An 18,690-nucleotide genomic window follows, 5' to 3' on the forward strand; every position below is an offset into this window, starting at 1 on the left:
CACCGGTCACCACGTGCGGTGGAGTGCACTTCCGTGCGGCGTCCGCGTGCTTCCTCGGTGGCTCAGCCGGTGTCGCGCACCGCCACGATGCCGTTGAAGACCCCCGCGTACGCCGTTCCGTCCGGGCCGATGGTGATGGGCGCCCAGTTGTTGTCGTAGGCCGGTCCGGTACCGGTCAGCTTGCGCCAACGGCGTTCACCGGTGCGGAAGTCGACGGCGGTGAGATACCAGGCGTCGATGCCGAGGGCGTTGGGCTCCTTCTCGTAGAAGTAGAGCAGCCCGTTGGCGGTGGAGAGCTTGGGCACGGTGGAGGGTGAGCGGACGGCGCTCTCCCACACGGTGTCGCAGCCGCTGCCGTCGGGCCGTACGTCGACACGGGTGACGCCGCCGACGACGCTGCGTCCCAGCAGCAGGGAGGTGGGGTTCTCGTAGCCGTAGTTGTTCTCGACGACGAGGCTGTTACCCCAGCTGATCAGGGAGTTGTCGGTGGTGGAGCGGCCGGAGCCGAAGACCGGGACCGAGCAGACGAGGCGGCGGTCGGCGGGGACGTCGGTGCCCCGGCGGTAGACCAGGACGTTCATGCGGTCGTCCGCGTTGTCGGTGATCGCCACGTACTCCTCACCGGTACCGAAGAGGTCCGGCGTCGTCCCCGAGCCCTGGTTGACCGAGCCGGGCTTGGTGCCGGTGCCCCGGTCGTAGGTCTGGCGCCACTGGATGCGCGGGGTGCCGTCGGGGCCGGCCGTGAAGCTGTAGAGGGCGTGGTCGGAGACGACGGAGACCCCGTCCCGGGCAACCGAGAAGGAGTTCTGGATCTCCTCACCGGCCAGCCGGACCGAGCGGATGACGGAGGTCTGCGGGTCGACCGTGCCGACCCGGCCGAGCCGCGTGACCCACCAGATCCGGCCCTGCCAGTCGGGCATCACGGAGGTGACGGGGTCGCAGGTGCCGCTGGGGAAGAGGTTGGTCCAGCTCACGCAGTCGTGCGGGACCTGCCCGGTGAGGTCCCAGTCGTCCTCGACGGTGAACTCCCAGCGGCCGGCCGCGTCCTGCCGGTGGGCGATGCGCAGGACGTGCTGGCGGGAGTCGGCGAGGACGACCCGGTCCTGGTCGTCGAGGTAGAAGTAGGCGCCGCCCGAGGTGTCCTTGAAGATGCGTGAGAAGTCGAGCCGCGTGATCGCCTCCACGGTCGACGAGCGCTGCGGCAGCTTGTACTCGGCCAGCGTGTCGAGCGTGCGCGGGTCGAGCAGCTTGAGCAGGAAGCCGGTGAAGGTCCCGCACACAGTGATCAGCCGGCCGGCCGTGTCGAAGGTGGCGGTGGCGCACTCGCCGCCGACCGGGGCGATCTTCTCGCTGACCACCTCCGGGTTCCGGCCGAGCGGCCCGGAGTACGGGTGGGTGCCGCTGCCCGCCGCGTCCGCGTGCATGCCGCTGCGGCCGTTGGGGGCGAGGTACGGGTGTTGCGGGGGCGCCTGCCCGGGGACCGGGGCTGCGGTGGCGGGCGCGCCCTGGTAGTCGGCGACCAGGCGGTGGCCGGGGGCCTTGGGGATGTCGTCGGCCAGCGCCGGGGCCGCGGGGCCCAGGAGGGTGACGGAGGCGACGGCGAGCGTCAGGGCCAGGACACGGGTGAGCGCACGGCGGTACGGCGGGGGCATCGGGCTCCTTGATTACGGACGGGGGTCGCGCCGCCGCCCGACGTTAGGACGCACCCCTTGAAGTGTCCATGGAAAGCAGAAGGGTTTCGCGGGCACGACACACGGCCGCAACACCGCGCCATACGCGGCAACGCCCGCCTCACACCGAGCCGAAGACGCCATGGACGCTATGGACAGAGCCGCGCCCTTCCGCCGGTCCGCGCCGCCCGTCCGCCACCGCCCGCCGGTCCGCTATCCGCCCGCCCGTCCGCGCGGCGGGAGCTTCTTGCGCGACCGGTTCTCCAGCATCGCCCGGCGGATCCGTTCCGCCGCAGCGTGGGCGTGCTCCGGGGTCGCGGTGTGGTCGGCGACCGAGGTGACGAACCGGTGCAGGGGCTGCCGGCAGCGGGGGCACGGGGCGTCGGTCGTGGCGAGGTGCCCGTCCTCGCACTCCGGGTCGGAACAGGAACCCGGCATCAGCAGTTGCTCGGCGATCTCCTGGGCGCTCCAGCGCCGGCGGCCGTCCTCGTCCTTCTCGTTGAGGGCGTGGGCCCAGCGCAGGTTCCAGCGGCGTTCGATGCGCTCCCGGAGGAGGCCGGCGCTGCGGTTGCGGCCCAGCTCGTCGTGGATCAGGTCGTGGACGGTGCTCGGGACCCGGCCGCCGAGCGCCTGGAGGAGCTGCGGCGGGAGCGCCTGGAGGACATAGCCGCGCGGGTTGCTCTTGGCGTTCTCGCGCCAGCGGTCGCAGGCGCAGGACCCGTCGGGCCGTTTGTGGGCGTGGCACCGGCCGCACAGGCCGCGGCACTCGGCGCACAGGCCGCCGTCGAGCCCGTCCAGGTGGGGCGCGGGCGCCCGGCCGCACTCCTGGCAGCAGGCCGCGCACGGCCCGCAGAGCCGCTCGTTGCCTGCCTTCGTCGTCCAGGTACGCATCTGGCACCGGCAGCAGAGGCCGGTGTTGCAGTACTCGTGGTGGGCGGCGCCCGAGTGCCGTCCGGGGGGCGGAAAGGACATCTGCCCATTGTGCGGGATCGCCGGGCGGAGCGTGGACGGTCCCGCCGGGGCGGACAGGCGGCCGGAATCAGGGACCGGCCGAATTCAGGGGCCGGCCGGTATCAGGGGTGCAGGCCGCTGACCAGGTTGGCGGTGGCGCCGATCCCGTCGTGGATGGTCGGCGCCATGCTCGTACTGGCCAGCAGGAAGCCCAGCAGGGCACAGACGATCGCGTGCGAGAGCTTCAGCCCGCCGTTGCGGAGGAAGATCACCGCCAGGATCGTCAGCAGCACCACCAGTGAGATCGAAATGACCATGGCCAGCCTCCTCCGCCGCGCCTGATTTGCGGCATTCGGCCGCCAGTGTGGCGCAGCGGGGCGGCCGTTCGGCGCACTGGCGTGTCCGCCGAACGGGTACTCCCGGGCTGTGCGGTGTTACGGGGTCGGGGCCGCGCCCGTCCGCGCGCGGAGGAAGCGTTCGAGCCCGGCCAGGTCGTCGGTGTTGAGGTGGTCGACCCCGGCGGCCAGGAGCTCACTCCAGACGGCCTCGCGCTCGGGTCCCGGCAGGTCGGGGGTGGCCCAGAAGCGGATGCGGCGGCCCTCTCGGTGGGCGGCCCGGACGAGGGTGCGGAGCCGGTCCCGCTCGGCACGGGGGAAGGGGCCCGCACCGAGCCAGCCGAAGGTCTGGGTCCAGTTCGCGCTGATCAGCGGGGTGAACGAGGCGGGCGACGCGGTACCGAGATCGTCGAGGCGGCCGTCGTAGAAGGCGAGGCGGGTGCGCTGGGCCTCCATCGGCGCCCGGGCGGCGCGGTCGCCCGAGATGACGGCGGTGACTGCTCCGGGGCGGACCCGGCCGTGGTGGTAGCGGGTGAACAAGGAGCCGTAACGGGTGAGCTGCCGGTCCAGTTCGCGGTAGGCGGCGACGCCGTCGGCCTTGATGTCGATGAGCAGTTGCAGGGGCGGGCGGTGGCGCGGGTACACGCTGCCGTGTCCGGCCCGGACCAGGGCGCGTAACGGTTCGAGGTAGAGGCCCGCGAGGGTGCGGCTCGGGTCGAGCCCGGCCGGGTCGTGGGCGACGAGCAGCTCGCCGTCGACCGGGAAGATGTCCGCCTCGACGCTGGTGAAGCCGTGCGCGAGGGCGTCGTGGAGCGGGCGCGGGTGCAGGTAGTCGTTGTGCGCGTGGGCGTGGCGGAGGGGGCGGGGCCTGGACGGCCGGCCGACAGCGGCCGAGGACGCGGCGGCCACTGCGGTGGGAGCGGCGATCACCGCGGCGGCGGTGGCGAGGGTGACGGTGAGGGCGCGGCGGCGGGTCGGGGCGGGCGGTACAGCCATGGAGGCTCCCTGAGGCGTCGGCGGGGCCCGGGACGGGCCGGACGCGACGAGTATGGGGCCGAGCGGCGGCAGATCGTCAGGTACCTGCCATGTATTGGCCCGATCGTCGCCCGCTGGTCAGCGCTTGATAAGCTGTCAGCGACTTCTCGGGCCTTCCCGCCGCGGACCGCATCCGCCGGGGAGGCTTTTTTTCATGTCTCACCACACCCACACCCATGTACGCGTACGCCTCGCCACAGCCGACGACCGCCCCCTCATGGACCACCTCTGGCTGATGTTCCGCCACGACATGTCCGAGTTCAGCTCCGTCACGCCCGGCCCGGAGGGAACCTTCCGCAGCGACCGTCTGGAAGCGGCCTTCACCGACCCCGACCGGGTGCCCTACCTGCTGACGGCCGACGCGCGTCCGGTCGGCCTCGCCTTCGTCCGGGGTCTGGCCGGGCCGGTCCGGATCCTGAACAGCTTCTTCGTCGTACGGGGAGCACGCGGCGCGGGTGTCGGGCTGCGGGCCGTCCGGGACGTCCTGGCCCGGCATCCGGGCCCGTGGGAGGTCGCCTTCCAGGACGACAACGCCCCGGCCGTACGCTTCTGGCGCCGCGTCGCCCGCGAGGTGGCCGGTGACGCCTGGACCGAGGAGCACCGGCCGGTGCCGGGCCGGCCGGAGCTGCCGCCGGACGTGTGGATCGCCTTCCACGTACCCGCCCCGGGCGCTTGCTTACAGCCCCTGTCACCCCACCGGGACCCGCTCCACGGCCCGCTCGCCCCAGCGGACCGTCCGGTCGCACCAGCGTTCCAGGAGGACCCGGTCGTGGCCGACGGCCAGCAGCGCGGCGCCGGACTCCGCGCGGTACGCCTCCACCACGGCGACCAGCGCGGCCGTCGTCGAGGCGTCGAGCATCGCCGTCATTTCGTCGCAGATCAGCAGCCCCGGCCGCAGCACCAGCGCCCGCGCCAGGCAGGCCCGCTGGAGCTGCCCGTCGCTCACCGCGTGCGGGCGGCGCTCCAGCAGCTCGGCGGAGAGGCCGACCAGCGGGGCCAGTTCCGCCACCCGGGCCGGGACCTCGCGGCGGCGGCCGGTGGAGCGGAGCGGCTGGGCGATGAGTTCGCGCAGGCTGAGGCGGGGGTCGGCGGAGAGCCGGGGCTGCTGGAAGACGACGCCCACGGCCGTGCGCTGCTCGCGCGGGGCGCGGTGCCGCCAGCCGCGTACGACCGTTCCGTCGAGGGTCATGGTTCCGGCGTCCGGGCGGTGCAGGAGGGCGGCGACCCTGGCCAGGGTGGACTTGCCGCAGCCGCTGGGGCCGAGGAGTCCCACCGCCTCGCCGTGCCCGACGCTCAGGGAGACATCGCGGACGACGGGGTCGCGGCGGTCGTATCCGGCGGTGATACGGGTCAGCTCAAGCATCGGCGGCCGCCTTCGTGAGGGAGTGCGCGCGGCCGGTCAGCCCGTGGTGGCAGGCGAGGCCGTCGTCGAAGGCCGGGCGTTCGGCGGTGCAGCGGGCGTCGGCGCGGGCGCACCGGGCGGCGAAGGCGCAGCCGTCGGGGAGCGCGCCGAGCTCGGGCGGCATGCCGGGGATGGGGGCGAACTCCCGTTCGGGCAGGGCGTCGAGCAGGCCCCTGGCGTACGGGTGGCGGGGGCCGGGTGCGCCGAAGAAGGAGCCCGCGTCGGCGATCTCGACGATCCGGCCCGCGTACATCACGGCGACCCGGTCCGCGATGCGTTCGGCCGCCGCCAGGTCGTGGGTGATGATCAGCAGCGCCCGGCCCTCGTCGGTGTGGCGGCGCAGCTCGTCCACGGTCCGCTCCACGAGGTCCCGGTCGAGTCCGGTGGTCGGCTCGTCGGCGAGGAGCAGCGGGGCGTCGCCGATCAGGGCGAGGGCGGTGGCGGCGCGCTGGGCGAGGCCGCCGGAGAGTTCGTGCGGGTAGCGGTCGAGGTGGTCGGCGGGGAACGAGGCCCGGGCGGCCGCCTCCTGTACGGCTGCGGCCCCACGCACCCCGGTCAGCTCGCGCAGGGTCTCCTCCAACTGGGCGCGGACCGTGCGCACAGGCGTGAGGTGGGCGGCGGGGCTCTGCGGTACGAGGCCGATGCGCCGGCCCCGTACCGTACGGGCCAGCGTCCGCTCCCCCGCCGTGAGCAGGTCGATGTCCCCGCCCAGCACCGCGCTCCCCGCGGTCTGCGCGTTGGCCGGGAGCAGGCCGAGCAGGGCGGAGGCGAGCACCGACTTGCCGCAGCCGCTCTCGCCGACCAGGGCGAGGCACTCCCCCGGCGCGACGGAGAACCGGGCGTCGGTGACGGCCGCGATGTCCCGGCCGCCGCGCATCCGGAAACGTACGGAGAGGTCCTGGACATCGAGGACGGCGGGGCCCACGGCGTGGTCGGCGGTCACAGCATCAGCTCCGATTTCCGGCGCGGGTTGATCCGGTCCCGCCAGGCTCCGGCGATCCCCGCCAGGGCGAGCGTCGGGATGATCAGGAAAAGGCCGGGGAAGAGCGTCGGCCACCAGTCCCCCGCGAGCAGCGAACCGCGCGCGGACTGGACGAGGTTGCCGAGGCTGGCCTGGTGGGCGGGGAGGCCGAGGCCGAGGAAGGAGAGCGCGGACTCGTGCCACATGGCGTGCGGCACCATGAGGACCGCCGCGAGCCCAGCCTGCGGGAGCACCCCGGGGAGCAGGTGCCGCACGATGACGCGGACCCGCGAGGCGCCGCCGGAGACGGCCGCGTCGATGAAGGGGCGCGAGCGCAGCGACAGCACTTCGGAGCGGACGATCCGGGCGGTGGAGATCCAGTGGGTGAGGGCCACCGAGACGATGACCGGCCAGACCCCGGGCCGGAACATCGCCACGATGAAGATGCCGAGCAGGAGGTGCGGGATGGAGGACAGGGTGTCGACGATCCGCATCACGACCCGGTCCGGCCAGCCGCCGAACGACCCGGCGAGCGCGCCGATCGCCGTGCCGATCACGGTCGCCGTCAGGGCCGCGACCAGTCCGACGAGCAGCGAGACGCGGAGCCCGTAGACGCAGCGCAGCAGCAGGTCGCGCCCGACGTCGTCGGTGCCGAAGGGGTGCGCCCAGGACGGCGGGTGGAGCTTGTTCGACAGGTCGACGGCCTGCTGGTCGAGCTGGGCCAGCGGCGGCACGATCAGCACGGCGAGCGCGACGGCGACGACGATGGTCGCGGAGGTGGCGACCCGGATGCGGCGGGTGGTGCGGCCCGGCAGCGGGGCGAGCGCGGTCTCAGCCATCGAAGGCCACCCGGGGGTCGGCGAGTCCGTAGAGCAGGTCGGAGAGGAGGTTGCCCAGCAGGACGGCGGCGGTGGCGAGCACCGTGAGCGCGGCGAGCAGCGAGAAGTCCACCGAGGTGGCGGCCTCCACGGTGGCGGCGGCGATGCCGGGCCAACTGAAGACGGTCTCGATGAGGAGGGCGCCGGTGATGAGTTCGGGGACGCGGGAGCCGATCAGGGTGAGCATCGGGAGCATCCCGGAGCGCAGGGCGTGGCCGAGGAGCACCGTGCGCTCGCTCAGCCCGCGGGCGCGCGCCCCGCGCACGGGGTCCTCGGCGAGTGCGTCGGTGACCCCTTGGCGTACGTACAGGAAGAACCACGGCAGTTGGGAGATCCCGAGGACGGCCGCCGGCAGCACGAGGTGGGAGGCGACCTGGCCGAAGGTGACCACATCGCTGCCCGCGTCGGTGAGCCCGCCGGCCGGGAGGAGGTCCAGCTTCAGGGCGAAGAGCCAGATCGCGAGGAGGCCGAGCCAGAAGGCGGGGGCGGCTTCCAGGGTGTACGCGGCGGAGCTGACGCCCCGGTCCAGCCAGCCGCCGGGCCTGCGGGCGGCGAGGACGCCGAGTCCGGTGCCGAGCAGGATGGCGATGAGGAAGGCGGAGGCGGCGAGCAGGGCTGACCAGCCCATGCGTTCGACGATCACGTCGGCGACCGGCTGGCGCATCACGCTGGAGTCGCCGAGGTCGCCCTGGAGCGCCGAGGTCAGCCAGTTCCACCAGCGGGTGACGAGCGGCTGGTCGACGCCGAGGTTGGCCCGGAGCTGGTCCAGGTTCTCCTGCGAGGCGGTGAGGCCCGCGGTGCCCGCGTACGCCTTGACGGGGTCGAAGGGGGACGCAGCGGCGACGGCGAAGACGCCGAAGGTGACGGTGAGGAGGACCGGGACGGCGAACAGGGCCCGCCGTCCCGTCATCCGTGCCATCGGCCCCCAGGGGAGGCGGGGCTTCACTTCTTCGTGTCTCCCGTGGCTCCCGTGCCTTCGGGCTTCCACTTCTCGACGTTCCACCAGGGGCCGGAGGCCAGGCCGTGGTCGTGCGGCTCGACCTGGGTGGTGAGGGGGCCGAAGCGGTCGTCGACGACGTAGAGGTGGTCGATGTGGGTGAGGAAGGTGTAGCCCGGGTTCTTCACCAGCTCGCGCTGGACGGTGTCGTACGCCTTCTTGCGCTCGGCCTTGTCCCCGCTCCTGCGGCCGGCCTCGATCGCCGCGTCCACGGCCTTGTTGTCGTACCAGGCCATGTTGTTGAAGCCGTCGCCCGCGAGGGAGGACTTCAGCAGGGTGTACTGGTCGAAGTCGGGGTCGGCAGGCGAGCCGCCGCCCGCGAGCACGGCGTCGTTCTTCATCCGGGGCTGGATGACCTCCCAGGTCCCGGCCTCGGTGCGGATGTCGATGCCGGCCTTCTTGGCGTCGGAGGCGTAGGCGAGGGCGTGCTCCTGGCGGAGCTTGTCACCGCTTAGGTACCAGAGCGGGAAGGTGGCGCGCACGCCGTCCTTGACCCGGACGCCGTCCTTGCCCAGCTTCCAGCCGGCCTCGTCCAGGATCTTCTTCGCGGCGGCGACGTCGTGCTTGCGCTCGGTGCCCTGGGTGAACCACTCGCTGTCGGTGGGGACCGGCCCGTAGGCGGGCTTGCCGCTGCCGTTGAGGATGGCGTCGACCATCGTCTGACGGTCCACCGCGACATCGAGGGCGCGGCGCACGGCGGTGTCACCGGCGACCTTGTTGTTGGTGGGCAGCGTCACCGTGCGGTAGTCGTAGCTGTTCGCGGCGTACGTCTTCCTGCCCTTGTCGCCCGCGAAACCCTTGGCGAGGTTGGGCGGCAGGATCGCGCCGTCCAGGTCGCCGGAGCGCAGCCGGGTGGCGCGTACGTCGTCGTCCTTGATGATCGCCATGGTGAACTTCTTCACCTCGGGTTCACCGCCCCAGTAGTGGGGGTTGGCGGTGAAGCTGAGCTTCTCGCCCTTGGACCAGTTGGTGAGGACGTACGGTCCGGTGCCGATCGGCTTGGTGGTGAAGGCGCCGGTGTTGACGTCCTGCTTGCCCGCGATGTGCTCGGGGGCGATGGGCAGGACGGTGCGCTGGGCGAACGGCGCGTAGGGGTACTTGAGCGTGAAGACGACGGTGTCCTCGCCCTTCGCCGTGACGTCCTTGACGGCGTCCAGCTCGGTGCGGGAGGGGTTGTTGGTCTTCGCGTCGAGGATGGTGCGGTAGGTGAAGACGACGTCCTTGGCGCCGAACGCCTTGCCGTCGCTGAACTTCACGCCCTGGCGCAGCCTGTACGTGTACGTCAGCCCGTCCTCGCTGACCTCGGGCAGTGCGGCGGCGAGGGCCGGCTGGAGCTTCAGCTCCTCGTCCAGGGCGAGCAGCCCGTCGAAGATCTTGGAGTTGCCGTCCTTGCCGTAGCCGAGCAGCGGGCTCAGGCTGTCGGGCTCGTAGGCGATGCCGACGACGGCCGAGGTGGTCCCGGTGCCGGAACCGGCCTTGGGGCTGTCCGGGTTGGAGCAGGCTGCCGCGGTCAGGGACAGGGCGGTCACCAGCGTGGCGGCGACCGCCACCCGTATCGATCGGGCCGTCATACTCTGCACATCCCTGTTCAAGATCGACTGTTATTGCGAACAGTCTGCAATTAAACAGCACGTAAAAGACACTGGTACACCCCGCCTCGGCAGCGGGGACGGGGGTGCCAGGGCCTTCGTCCGGCGGGTTCCGGGCTCTCGCCGGGGCTCAGGAGCCGGTGTCGTCCTGCTCCGGGGCGGAGGGGATGTGGTTGCGGACCGTGCCGCGGGTGGCGTTGAGCTTCTTGAGGGCGCGGGCCACGTGCTGCTCGACGGTCCGTGGTGACAGGAAGAGGGTCTGGGCGATCTCCTGGTTCGTGGCGCCACGGGCGAGCAGGTCCGCGACTTCCCTCTCCCGGGGCGAGAGCCGGTCGCCGTACCCCCGCCGGCCCCGCCGGGCCGGGCCCGCCAGCCCCCGGCTCTCCAGGTGGTGGCGGCAGCGTGACGCGTCGGCGGGGGCACCGAGCCGGGTGTAGGCGTCGACGGCCTCCGTCAGCCGCTCGACCGCGTGGGAGCGGTCGGTCGCGGCGAGCGCGCGGCCGAGGTGCTCCGCCGCCTGCGCGCTCTCGTAGGGGCGGCCGATCTCCTGCCAGCGGCGGTGCGCTTCGGCGAGGAGGGCGGCGGCTTCCGGCACGTCGGTCTCACCCAACAGAAGGCCTTGGGCCAGGGTGAGTTCGGCGAAGGCTCCGGGGGCGTCGAGATCCTTGGTGGCTCGCCGGGCGGTACGGACGATGTCCTCGGCCGCCGGGCGCTCGCCCGCGGCCAGCGCCGCCTGGACGGCCACCGGAAGCAGCCCGAGAGCCCTCACCCACACCCCGGTCCGCTCCAGCAGGGTGACGGCCGGGGCGGCGGCGGCCCACGCCTCCCGGTCCGCGCCCTGGGCGAGGTGCACGGCGACGGTGCCGGCGGCCGCCCGCAGGGCCCGGCTCACGTCCGGGCTGCGCTCCCCGTCGGAGGCGGCGTTCCGATAGCGTTCGAGGGCGGCGGCGCGCCGTCCGTGTGCCAGGTCCAGTGCCGCCAGGCAGTAGTTCTGCTCGGAGCCGACGAAGGTCACGTCCGGATAGGCGGCGGACAGCGCGGCGAACCTGTCCTCCAGCCCGGCCCAGCGCCCGGCGTGGAAGTCCAACCGCAGGACCTCCACCTGGCAGTGCGCTTCGAGGTGCAGGCTGCCCGACCGTTTGGCGACCTCGCGGGTCTCCACGAGCAGCGCGTGCGCGCGGCGGTCGTGGCCGAGGCCGATACCGCAGTCGGCCGTGTTGTAGAGCGCGCGCGTGGTCTGCCGGAGGACTTCCAGATCCTCGCCGTGCCGGGGCAGGCGCTCCAGCAGTTCCCAGACACCCGGGTCGCCCGCGAAGGCGAGGGCGGTGATACGGGTGGCGCGCACCGCCGCCTTCGCCGCTTCGTCGGTGCTGTCCCGTACGAGCAGTTCGGCCTTCTCCGCCCACCGGACGCGCTGGTCGTCCCAGTCGTTGACGACCATCGCGATCATCGCCCTGGCCTGCCGCTCGGGGCGCCCGTCCAGCTCGGCCACGGACTGTTCGAGTTCGGCGAAACCCGACCGGTCCTCTGCGTGGTTGATCAGCAGGATGCCCAGACCGAGCCGGATCTCCCCCCGGGTGACCGCGGGCAGTTCCGGGTCGGCGAGCAGCCGTCGCAGTACCTGCGCGTTCGCGGTGCAGTCCACCCCGTCCACGGCGATCTGGGCCAGAGCCAGGGCGGCGCGGGAGCGCATGTCGCCGGGCAGTTGGAACTCCGCCAGGATCTGCCGGAGCAGGTCGCCCGCGGTACCGGTGTCGCCGAGTTCCGCGGCGTGGTCCACCGCCGCCTCGGCGCGCCCGAACCAGGCCTCACGGTCGCCCGCCGCCCTGGTGTGGTGGGCGATCTGCACCAGGGGCGCCGGAGACAGCGCTTCCAGTGCCGCGACGGCCCTGCGGTGCAGGCGCCTGCGCCCCGGGCCGGGGATGTGCTGGTAGGCCACCTGCTGGGCGAGGTTGTGCCGGAAGTCGTACCGGCCGGTGCCGTGCTCGCACAGGACCGAGGCGTGCAGCGCCTCGGTGAGGGCCTCCGCCCCTTGCGCCGCCTCAAGACCGGCGAGCTCGGCGAGCAGTTCCTCGGTGGCGGGGACGGCGAGCACCGCCGCCGCGTCGACCACCGCGGTGGCAGCGGGTGAGAGGTGCTCCAGCCGCTCGGTGACCGCCTCGCGGAGCCCTGCGGGGACCTGGGACCGCTCCAGCTCCCGGGCACCCCGGAGACCCTGCCGGCAGCCCTGCTCGCTCAGGGTGATCAGGTCCTCCTCCACCACCAGGGGCAGTCCCTCGCTCCGGGCGAACAGGACGCTTTCCATCTGCCGTGAGGCGTGCTTGCCCAACGCGCTGACCGCCAGCTCCTGGATGTGGCGCTCCTCCAGCCGGTTCAGCCGGATCGTGGTGCCGCTGCCCCCGGGCAGCCGCCGGTAGGCCGAGCCGAGGACGGGGGTGCGCGGCGGCAGGTCCTCGGGGCGGTAGGTGAGGAGCAGGCTGAGTCCCGCCGGGAGATCGCGGATCAGCAGCTGGAGGAGTTCCCTGGTGGCTGTGTCGACCCAGTGCAGGTCCTCGATGACCAGGACGACCGGGCCGATCGCCTCGATGACCGACCGTACGGCCTGGACGACGCGCTGCCGTTCCGCGAGGGGGTCGGCGCCTCTCGGCAGCGGATCGGGGAGGCGGTCGGCCAGGTCGGGCAGCAGCGGGGCCAGTGCCCCGGCCGCCGGGGAGATCCCGGAGGACGGCAGCCACGGGCCCATCTTCCGCAGGGCGTCGACCACCGGCCCGTACGGCAGTGGCTCGCGCAGCGGCTGGCAGTAGCCGGTCAGGACGGCCCGGCCCTCCTGGGCCAGTTCCGCCCCGGCCTCCGCGACCAGCCGGGACTTACCGATCCCGCCCTCGCCCTCGACGAGGATCAGCGCGGGTGGATGCCGCACGGCGGCGAGGAGCAGGCTGAGCTCCCGCTCCCGGCCGACGAAGGGGAAGTGCCTGCCGGAACGTGCCCCGCCGTCGTCTTCGAGGGACACTCCCACGCGATCACCCACCCTTCCCGGGTCACGCTAGCCCCGACGGCGGCTTTCGGAAACTTCCGCACCGCGTCCGGGACCGCCGGGGAGGCGGGGTTCCGCGTGGCTGGGGATCGGACGGGAGTCTGCTCCCGTGCGCCGGGAGAGACATCCAGGGCTGCGCGTCTCAGGCGGTACGGCCTGTGTCCGGGGTGGCGGGCAGCTCCGCGACCACCAGGGTCCCGGAGGGTCCAGAGGTCACGGTGCAATGCGTGGTGTAGGCACGTACCAGTTGGAGACCCCGGCCGCCGCACGCTTCCTCACTGTCGGCCTCCGCACACGGAGGCCGGGGCAGCCAGCGGCCGGTGTCCTTCACCTGGACGACGATCCGGTCCTGGTGACGGGCGAGCAGTACCGCCACGTCGGTGCTGCCACTGTGGCGGACGGCATTGCCGACCAGCTCCGTGACGACGAGCGCCACGGCGTCTCCGGTCTCCTCGGCCACCTCCCACCGGCTCATCGTGCGACGCAGCAGCCGTCTCAGGACGGGAGCCGTCTCCGGTGCGGCCGGCATCACCCACAGCGCGGAGTTCTCGGTTTCGCTCCGCCCTGCGGGGGCCGGGGTGGCGGCGGGAATCCCGGGGTGGACGTCAGCCGTAACGATCATGGCCATCTCCTGATCTTGCGGAGGCTCGTTCTCCACCATCGCCGCCGGCCTCTGGTGGAACAATCAGGGAAAGTCCGGATACGGATACCTAAATATCTCCGGAACAGGTATTGAGCGAAGGGGCGGCCGGCGGTTCGGCCGCGCCTTCACCCGGGCCGAGGAGGCCGCCTGGGCTCCCCGGCATCGGCGGCCTCCTCGGGGCTGAAGGGGTCAGAAGGTGAGGCCCCAGGCGTCCAGGTATCCGGTGTCCCCGGCTTCCGCGTCGGTGACCTGCAGTTTCCAGGTCCCCTTGGCCAGGATGCGAGAGGCGTTCACCGTGTAGGTGGCGGTGAGGTCCGTTCCCTTGACCTTGTCGGCGGAACGGAGCGTGAAGACGGAGCCGTCGGGAGCGACGAGGCTGACCTTCAGGTCACCGCGGTAGGGGTGCTTGATCTTCACGTTGACCTTCAGGCTCGCCGGGCCGTAGCCGGAGCGGTTCACCACGATGGAGGAGCCGACCGCGGCGCCCTTGTCCGGAATGGCGACATCGGAGCCGTTCCCGTACAGCACACCGAGGGTGGCAGCGGCATCCGCCAGGCCCTCTCCACAGCCGCCCGTGCAGGTGCCCGGGAGGTCACGCGCCTGCTTCTTGATGGTGGCCTCGATCTGCGCGGGGGTGAGAGCCGGGTTCCTCTCGATCATCAGCGCCGCGAGGGCGGCGATGTGGGGGGTGGCCATGCTGGTACCGGACATGGTGACGTAGGTCTCCTTGTCCGGGGAGTCCGCCCCAGTGTTCGCCGTCGACCAGATGTCTTGGCCGGGCGCGGTGATGTCGACGCCCGACCCGTAGTTCGAGAAGGAGGCGCGGTCTCCCTGGTCGTCGCTCGCGGCGACGGCGATGACGTTGGCACAGTTGGCGGGTGCGTAGCCGGAGACGTTCTTCGCGTCGTTGCCGGCGGCCGCCACGATGGTCGCGCCTCTGGCCACGGCGTCGTTCACGGCGTCCTGGATCGCCGTGTCGCAGGAGCCCTTGATGGTGAGGCTCAGGTTCAGGACCTTGGCGGGTGTCGGGTTGTCCTTGACCCCGGAGACGGTGCCGCCGGACGACCAGGTGATGGCGTCGATGATGTCCGAGGCGGTGCCCCCGCACCAGCCGAGGACCCGTACCGGCTGGACCTTGGCGTTGTACGCGATCCCGGCTATTCCCTTGTTGTTGTCGGCGACGGCGCCGATGGTTCCCGCCACATGGGTGCCGTGCCAGGAGCTGTCGATGTCCGAGGCGGGGACCGGGTTGCCGCTCAAGTCCTTGCCGCAGTCCCCCTTTTTCATCCAGTCTCCGGGGTCGGCCGGGCTGCTGTCGCGGCCGCCTCCGTCGTTGGCCGTGTAGCGGCTGCTGATGAAGTCGTGCCCGGCGACGATGTTGCCCGACAGATCGGAGTGCGCCACGTAACCGGTGTCGAGGACGGCGACCCGGACGCCCTTGCCGGTGGCCTTGTCCCAGGCGCCGGGCACGTTCATGCCCGCCGTCGCGTCCGTCAGGTCCCACTGGTCGGTGTACTTGGTGTCGTTCGGCGTCACGGCCGCGGCGAAGGCGCGCCGGTCGGGGACGGCGTACGCGACGTCGGGGTCGGCGCGGAAGGTGGCCAGCGCGTCGGCCAGTTCGTCGGTGCCCGCCTTACCGCCCAGGTCGACCAGGGCGGCGCCGGTGCCCAGTCTCCGCTCGAGGCGGAGGTCTCCGATGATGTCGTCCGCCTTGGCCTTGGCGTCTCTCAACAGCGCGGAGTCGGACGTCGCCTCATCGGCGCCCGCCCGGTATCCGACGATCAGACGGGTGGCGCCGGCGGCCTCGCCGGGTACGGCGGCGGTGCCGGTGCGGTCGGTCGACGCCGATACCTCGGTGGCGGCGACGGTGCCCGCCACCAGGGCGCCGACGGTCAGGGCGAGTGCGGGCAGGCGGAATCGGCTGGAGTGTTTCACGGTGGTTCCTCTCACTGGGTTCCCCGTGTGCAGCCCCGATGGCCCTGGCCGGGCCCCGTGCGGCAGACGGGTACTGGTACTGCCGGGTGATGGGCTCGACTCGGCGGCCGACCACCCGAGACATACGGACCCCGGCCACCCCACGGGGGGGCGGAATTCGGCCAGTTCGGACGTAGCAGACGCCGTGGCACTTCCGGGTTGGCAGGACCGTATGGCCGAAAAAGTGCCCCGGACCATAGGTCGCGGGGCAGCTACGGATACCGAAATAAATGCGCTAGGGCCGGTCCTGGGCAGACATGCGCCGACCGGCGAGATCCTGCCGGGAGAGGGCACCCAGCTTGTGCACCGCGCGGGCCACATGGTGCTCGACGGTGCGCGGGGAGAGATGCAGCGTCGTGGCGATCTCCCGGTTGGTCATTCCGGTGGCCGCGAGTTCGGCGACCTCCTCCTCCCGGGGGGAGAGCAGACCACCGAAGGAGGGCCGGCCGGCGGGACGCGACGACGTGGCCGGCTGGTGGCGCCGCAGCTCCGCTCGGGCCCTCGTGGCGTCCCAGGACGCGCCGAGGGAGTCGAAGTCCGCCACGCACAGCTCCAGTTCAGCGACCGCCTGGGCGCGCTCCCGCACGCCGGTGACCGCGGCGGGCCGGCCCGGGACGTCCTGGCCGGCCGATCCTCCGACGGTCCCCGCTAGCTCCCCCTCCAGGACGAGCAGCGCCGCCCTCTCCCTGCTCAGCGCGCGGTCGTAGGGGCGGGGCAGGCGACCGAACGCCTCGGCCGAGGCGCGGTGGAGTCCGACCGCCTCGGTGGGGAACCCGCTCACCTCGACCACCAGGGCACGGCTGCGCAGCAGATGGGCCGATGCGGCGGGAGCGTCCAGCCCCTCCAGTCCGGCGGCCAGCTCCCGTACGACCGCCGTCGCCTCCTCCGCCGCCCCCTCCGCCACCAGTGCCTCGACGACCCAGGGCGCCAGTTCCGCCGCCCAGACCCAGACGCCCTTGGCCGTGGCCGAGTGCCAGGCGCGCCGGGCCTCCCTGGCAGCGGCACGGCCGTCGTCGCGGGCCATCAGCAGGCGGATGCCCGCTCCCGCGGCCGTCGTCCCGTGCGAGGCGAGCGGGAGCGAATCCGGGTGGGACAGCCATGACATCGCCCTGCTCCACTCCCCCCGGGCCACCGCCAGCAGGCCGAGTACCAGGCGGGCGTCACCGCTGACGACGGGCAGGTGGGCGTGGTCGGCGGCGAACGCGGCACAGCGCTCGGCGAGCCCGGACCACCGCCCCGCGAAGTAGTCGAGGAGGAACGTGGCCGCGCCGACGGTGCGTTCGCTGTACGGCAGGCCGCTGGACCGGGCCAGCTCGGCTCCCGACGCGAGCAGTTCCTCGGCCCGGTCGAACCGGCCCAGCCACACCGCGGCGTCAGCGGCGTTGCAGAGCCCGCGCGCCGCATGCCGGCGTGCCTGCCGGTTCGGATGCCCGGTGGGCAGGGTCCGCAGCAGGTCCCAGCCCCGTGGTTCGCCCACCGCCAGCGCCAGCGTCACGGTGTTGGCCCGTACGGCGCTCAGGGCTACCGGGTCACCGCTGTTGCGTGCGGCTGCCTCGGCCTCGTCGATCCAGGCACGGTGGGTGCCGATCGGGATGCCGGGCCAGTGCGGCATGGCCAGGGCCGCCATCGCCCGGGCGGCGAGGCAGGGGCGCTCTCCGAGCAGTTCCGCCGCCGCCCGCGCGGTCTCCCGGTAGCCCTCCTGGGCCTGGCCAAGCTGGTTGATCATCAGCAGCCCGAGGTCCAGCCGGATCTCGCCGCGCAGCGCGAGGGGCAGATCGCCGTCGGCGACGATCCTCGACAGCACGCCTGTGGTCCGTTCGGCCCGCAGCCCGAGAACGGCGCTGTCGGCGAGCAGCGGGGCGAGCCCGGCTCGGGCTTTCAGAGGTGCGTCCGGGGAGGCGAGCACCTGTTCCAGCAAGGAGACGGCCTCCTCGTAACGGCCTGCCTTCACCGCGCGGCGCGCCGCCCGCTCCACCGCCCGTATCCATCCGCGGTGGCGGCCCGCCTCGCGCCGGTGGTGGGCAAGCAGGCTGTACGGCTTGGGGCTGCGGCGCGCCAGCATGTCGGCGGCCGCGGCGTGCATCTCCTGCCGGAGGGGTCCCGGCGTCACATCCCGTACGACGCGGGCGGCGAGCGGGACGAACAGCCCGTACCTGCCGTGCTCGTACTCTCGGAGCACGGCGCTCCGCAACGCTTGGAGCAGTCCCTCCCAACCGTCCTGCGAGCCGGGCAGCGAGTCGCGCGGACGCGCCCCCGCCGCGGCCACCTCCAGCAGTTCGCGACGGGTGGCGGGCTCGTTCAGCACGGCTGCCGCGCGCACCACCGCCTGCTGCCGGCCGGGCAGCGCGGCCAGGCGGGCGAGGGTGAGCTCCTTCAGCCGCAACGGCACGTCCACGCCGTCCAGTTCGCCGGGCGTCGTGGCGTTCGGTGACCGCTCCCGCACCGCGCTGAGCAGGTCGGTCACCACCTGCGCCACCCCACCGGAGTCGGCCAGCAGACGTGCGGCCACGTCGGGCGCGACACACCGGTCAAGAGTCTTGGTGGCGACGGCGCGGACCTTCTCCACGTCCCAGGAGGGAATCGTGTGCTGGAGGAGCGCCATGGCGGGCGGATAGTCCACCGGGGGCGTGCCGAGGGGCAGGCCGGGGCAGGTCAGCTCCTCCGGCCGGTAGAGGAGGACGACCGCCCGGCCGGGGCCGAGGCGGGCGAGGCTCTCCCGCAGGACGGCCAGAGTCTCGGGGCCGGCCCGGTGGACATCGTCGTGGATCACGAGCGCGGGACTGCGCGCATCCGGCCCGCCGGGTGCGGTGCTCCCGCCGCACTGCCGCAGGTCGGCCGGAACGTCCAGGGACCGGGCGAGGGCCACCAGCCGTCGGGCGAACCAGGTCTTGCCCGTGCCCGCGGCGCCCGCCACCAGAAGCAGTACCGGCTGCTCGGTCTCCCCTGTCAGGGTCTGCCGCAGCCGCCGCTCCCACGGGGCCGTATGCGCACCGGTCATGTCGTCCGCCCTCCTGCCGGGTCTCACGCGTCCCGAACGCGCGGACGGAAGTGGGGTCCGTCCGCGCGCCCGCCGGCCCGCTCGACGCGCGGCTCCTTGACGCACCCGCGGCGGGGGAGGTGTGCCGGCCCCCATGACGCTACGGAGCCGGTGGCGGTCCGCCTATACGGTCACCGATCAATAGGGGTACGTACTCCGGCTCCGGTACGGCACGGAGAGTCCG

Annotated in this window: 13 protein-coding genes and 1 pseudogene; 1 reads left to right on the top strand and 13 read right to left on the bottom strand. The window is 72.9% G+C overall.

The annotated features are described in order from the left end of the window. Window positions 1-62 precede the first annotated feature (62 nt). The 4 genes from ACFWRT_RS04220 to ACFWRT_RS04235 all read right to left on the bottom strand — a co-directional run bounded on the left by ACFWRT_RS04220 (window position 63) and on the right by ACFWRT_RS04235 (window position 3,952). Complete coding sequence (locus ACFWRT_RS04220; protein ID WP_380948622.1) at window positions 63-1,652, bottom strand: hypothetical protein; 1,590 nt, start codon at window positions 1,650-1,652, stop codon at window positions 63-65. A 231-nt stretch (window positions 1,653-1,883) separates the two neighbouring features. Further along, window positions 1,884-2,642: a hypothetical protein gene (locus ACFWRT_RS04225; RefSeq protein WP_380948623.1), complete on the bottom strand. Its 759-nt coding sequence runs from the start codon at window positions 2,640-2,642 to the stop codon at window positions 1,884-1,886. A gap of 101 nt (window positions 2,643-2,743) precedes the next feature. Beyond that, on the bottom strand, window positions 2,744-2,938 hold the full coding sequence (locus ACFWRT_RS04230) for a hypothetical protein (RefSeq protein ID WP_018512925.1): 195 nt from the start codon (window positions 2,936-2,938) through the stop codon (window positions 2,744-2,746). 117 nt (window positions 2,939-3,055) lie between these two features. Next, window positions 3,056-3,952 carry a phosphatidylinositol-specific phospholipase C/glycerophosphodiester phosphodiesterase family protein gene (locus tag ACFWRT_RS04235; RefSeq protein ID WP_380948624.1) on the bottom strand — a complete coding sequence of 299 codons (897 nt, stop codon included), beginning with the start codon at window positions 3,950-3,952 and terminating at the stop codon, window positions 3,056-3,058. Window positions 3,953-4,208: 256 nt separating this feature from the next. Between ACFWRT_RS04235 and ACFWRT_RS04240 the strand changes: the two are divergent. Beyond that, window positions 4,209-4,655 (top strand): annotated as a pseudogene (locus ACFWRT_RS04240) (GNAT family N-acetyltransferase); the annotation flags it as partial. A 24-nt stretch (window positions 4,656-4,679) separates the two neighbouring features. On the opposite strand, the gene ACFWRT_RS04245 reads toward ACFWRT_RS04240, so the two are convergent. From ACFWRT_RS04245 to ACFWRT_RS04285, 9 genes are all read right to left on the bottom strand, one after another. Next, window positions 4,680-5,354 (bottom strand): ABC transporter ATP-binding protein, encoded by a 675-nt coding sequence (locus tag ACFWRT_RS04245; protein WP_380948625.1) that lies wholly within the window; start codon window positions 5,352-5,354, stop codon window positions 4,680-4,682. Further along, a complete protein-coding gene (locus ACFWRT_RS04250; RefSeq protein WP_380949000.1) occupies window positions 5,347-6,270 on the bottom strand; it encodes an ABC transporter ATP-binding protein in 924 nt (307 codons plus the stop codon). The genes ACFWRT_RS04245 and ACFWRT_RS04250 overlap by 8 nt, the downstream gene beginning before the upstream one ends. Window positions 6,271-6,332: 62 nt before the next feature. Further along, window positions 6,333-7,193, bottom strand: coding sequence for an ABC transporter permease (locus ACFWRT_RS04255; RefSeq protein WP_380948626.1), 861 nt, complete (start codon window positions 7,191-7,193; stop codon window positions 6,333-6,335). After that, window positions 7,186-8,151, bottom strand: coding sequence for an ABC transporter permease (locus ACFWRT_RS04260; RefSeq protein WP_380948627.1), 966 nt, complete (start codon window positions 8,149-8,151; stop codon window positions 7,186-7,188). Before ACFWRT_RS04260 ends, ACFWRT_RS04255 begins: the two co-directional genes overlap by 8 nt. A 23-nt stretch (window positions 8,152-8,174) precedes the next feature. Beyond that, window positions 8,175-9,800, bottom strand: a complete 1,626-nt coding sequence (locus ACFWRT_RS04265; RefSeq protein ID WP_380948628.1) for an ABC transporter substrate-binding protein — start codon at window positions 9,798-9,800, stop codon at window positions 8,175-8,177. 148 nt (window positions 9,801-9,948) lie between these two features. Beyond that, window positions 9,949-12,828: an ATP-binding protein gene (locus ACFWRT_RS04270; RefSeq protein ID WP_380948629.1), complete on the bottom strand. Its 2,880-nt coding sequence runs from the start codon at window positions 12,826-12,828 to the stop codon at window positions 9,949-9,951. A gap of 166 nt (window positions 12,829-12,994) precedes the next feature. Continuing rightward, window positions 12,995-13,474, bottom strand: coding sequence for an ATP-binding protein (locus ACFWRT_RS04275; protein ID WP_380948630.1), 480 nt, complete (start codon window positions 13,472-13,474; stop codon window positions 12,995-12,997). 210 nt (window positions 13,475-13,684) lie between these two features. Further along, window positions 13,685-15,430 carry a S8 family serine peptidase gene (locus tag ACFWRT_RS04280; RefSeq protein ID WP_380948631.1) on the bottom strand — a complete coding sequence of 582 codons (1,746 nt, stop codon included), beginning with the start codon at window positions 15,428-15,430 and terminating at the stop codon, window positions 13,685-13,687. A 274-nt stretch (window positions 15,431-15,704) separates the two neighbouring features. Then, the gene (locus tag ACFWRT_RS04285) at window positions 15,705-18,467 is read right to left on the bottom strand and encodes a helix-turn-helix transcriptional regulator (RefSeq protein WP_380948632.1); all 2,763 of its coding nucleotides are present in this window, start codon (window positions 18,465-18,467) and stop codon (window positions 15,705-15,707) included. Window positions 18,468-18,690: the final 223 nt, after the last annotated feature.

It is taken from the genome of Streptomyces cyaneofuscatus, assembly GCF_042718795.1.
GTDB lineage: Bacteria > Actinomycetota > Actinomycetes > Streptomycetales > Streptomycetaceae > Streptomyces > Streptomyces cyaneofuscatus_A.

Coding starts and splice junctions, on each gene's coding strand:
- ACFWRT_RS04220 (WP_380948622.1), bottom strand. CDS start 1,652: ATGCCCCCGCCGTACCGCCGTGCGCTCACCCGTGTCCTGGCCCTGACG.
- ACFWRT_RS04225 (WP_380948623.1), bottom strand. CDS start 2,642: ATGTCCTTTCCGCCCCCCGGACGGCACTCGGGCGCCGCCCACCACGAG.
- ACFWRT_RS04230 (WP_018512925.1), bottom strand. CDS start 2,938: ATGGTCATTTCGATCTCACTGGTGGTGCTGCTGACGATCCTGGCGGTG.
- ACFWRT_RS04235 (WP_380948624.1), bottom strand. CDS start 3,952: ATGGCTGTACCGCCCGCCCCGACCCGCCGCCGCGCCCTCACCGTCACC.
- ACFWRT_RS04245 (WP_380948625.1), bottom strand. CDS start 5,354: ATGCTTGAGCTGACCCGTATCACCGCCGGATACGACCGCCGCGACCCC.
- ACFWRT_RS04250 (WP_380949000.1), bottom strand. CDS start 6,270: ATGCGCGGCGGCCGGGACATCGCGGCCGTCACCGACGCCCGGTTCTCC.
- ACFWRT_RS04255 (WP_380948626.1), bottom strand. CDS start 7,193: ATGGCTGAGACCGCGCTCGCCCCGCTGCCGGGCCGCACCACCCGCCGC.
- ACFWRT_RS04260 (WP_380948627.1), bottom strand. CDS start 8,151: ATGGCACGGATGACGGGACGGCGGGCCCTGTTCGCCGTCCCGGTCCTC.
- ACFWRT_RS04265 (WP_380948628.1), bottom strand. CDS start 9,800: ATGACGGCCCGATCGATACGGGTGGCGGTCGCCGCCACGCTGGTGACC.
- ACFWRT_RS04275 (WP_380948630.1), bottom strand. CDS start 13,474: ATGATCGTTACGGCTGACGTCCACCCCGGGATTCCCGCCGCCACCCCG.
- ACFWRT_RS04285 (WP_380948632.1), bottom strand. CDS start 18,467: ATGACCGGTGCGCATACGGCCCCGTGGGAGCGGCGGCTGCGGCAGACC.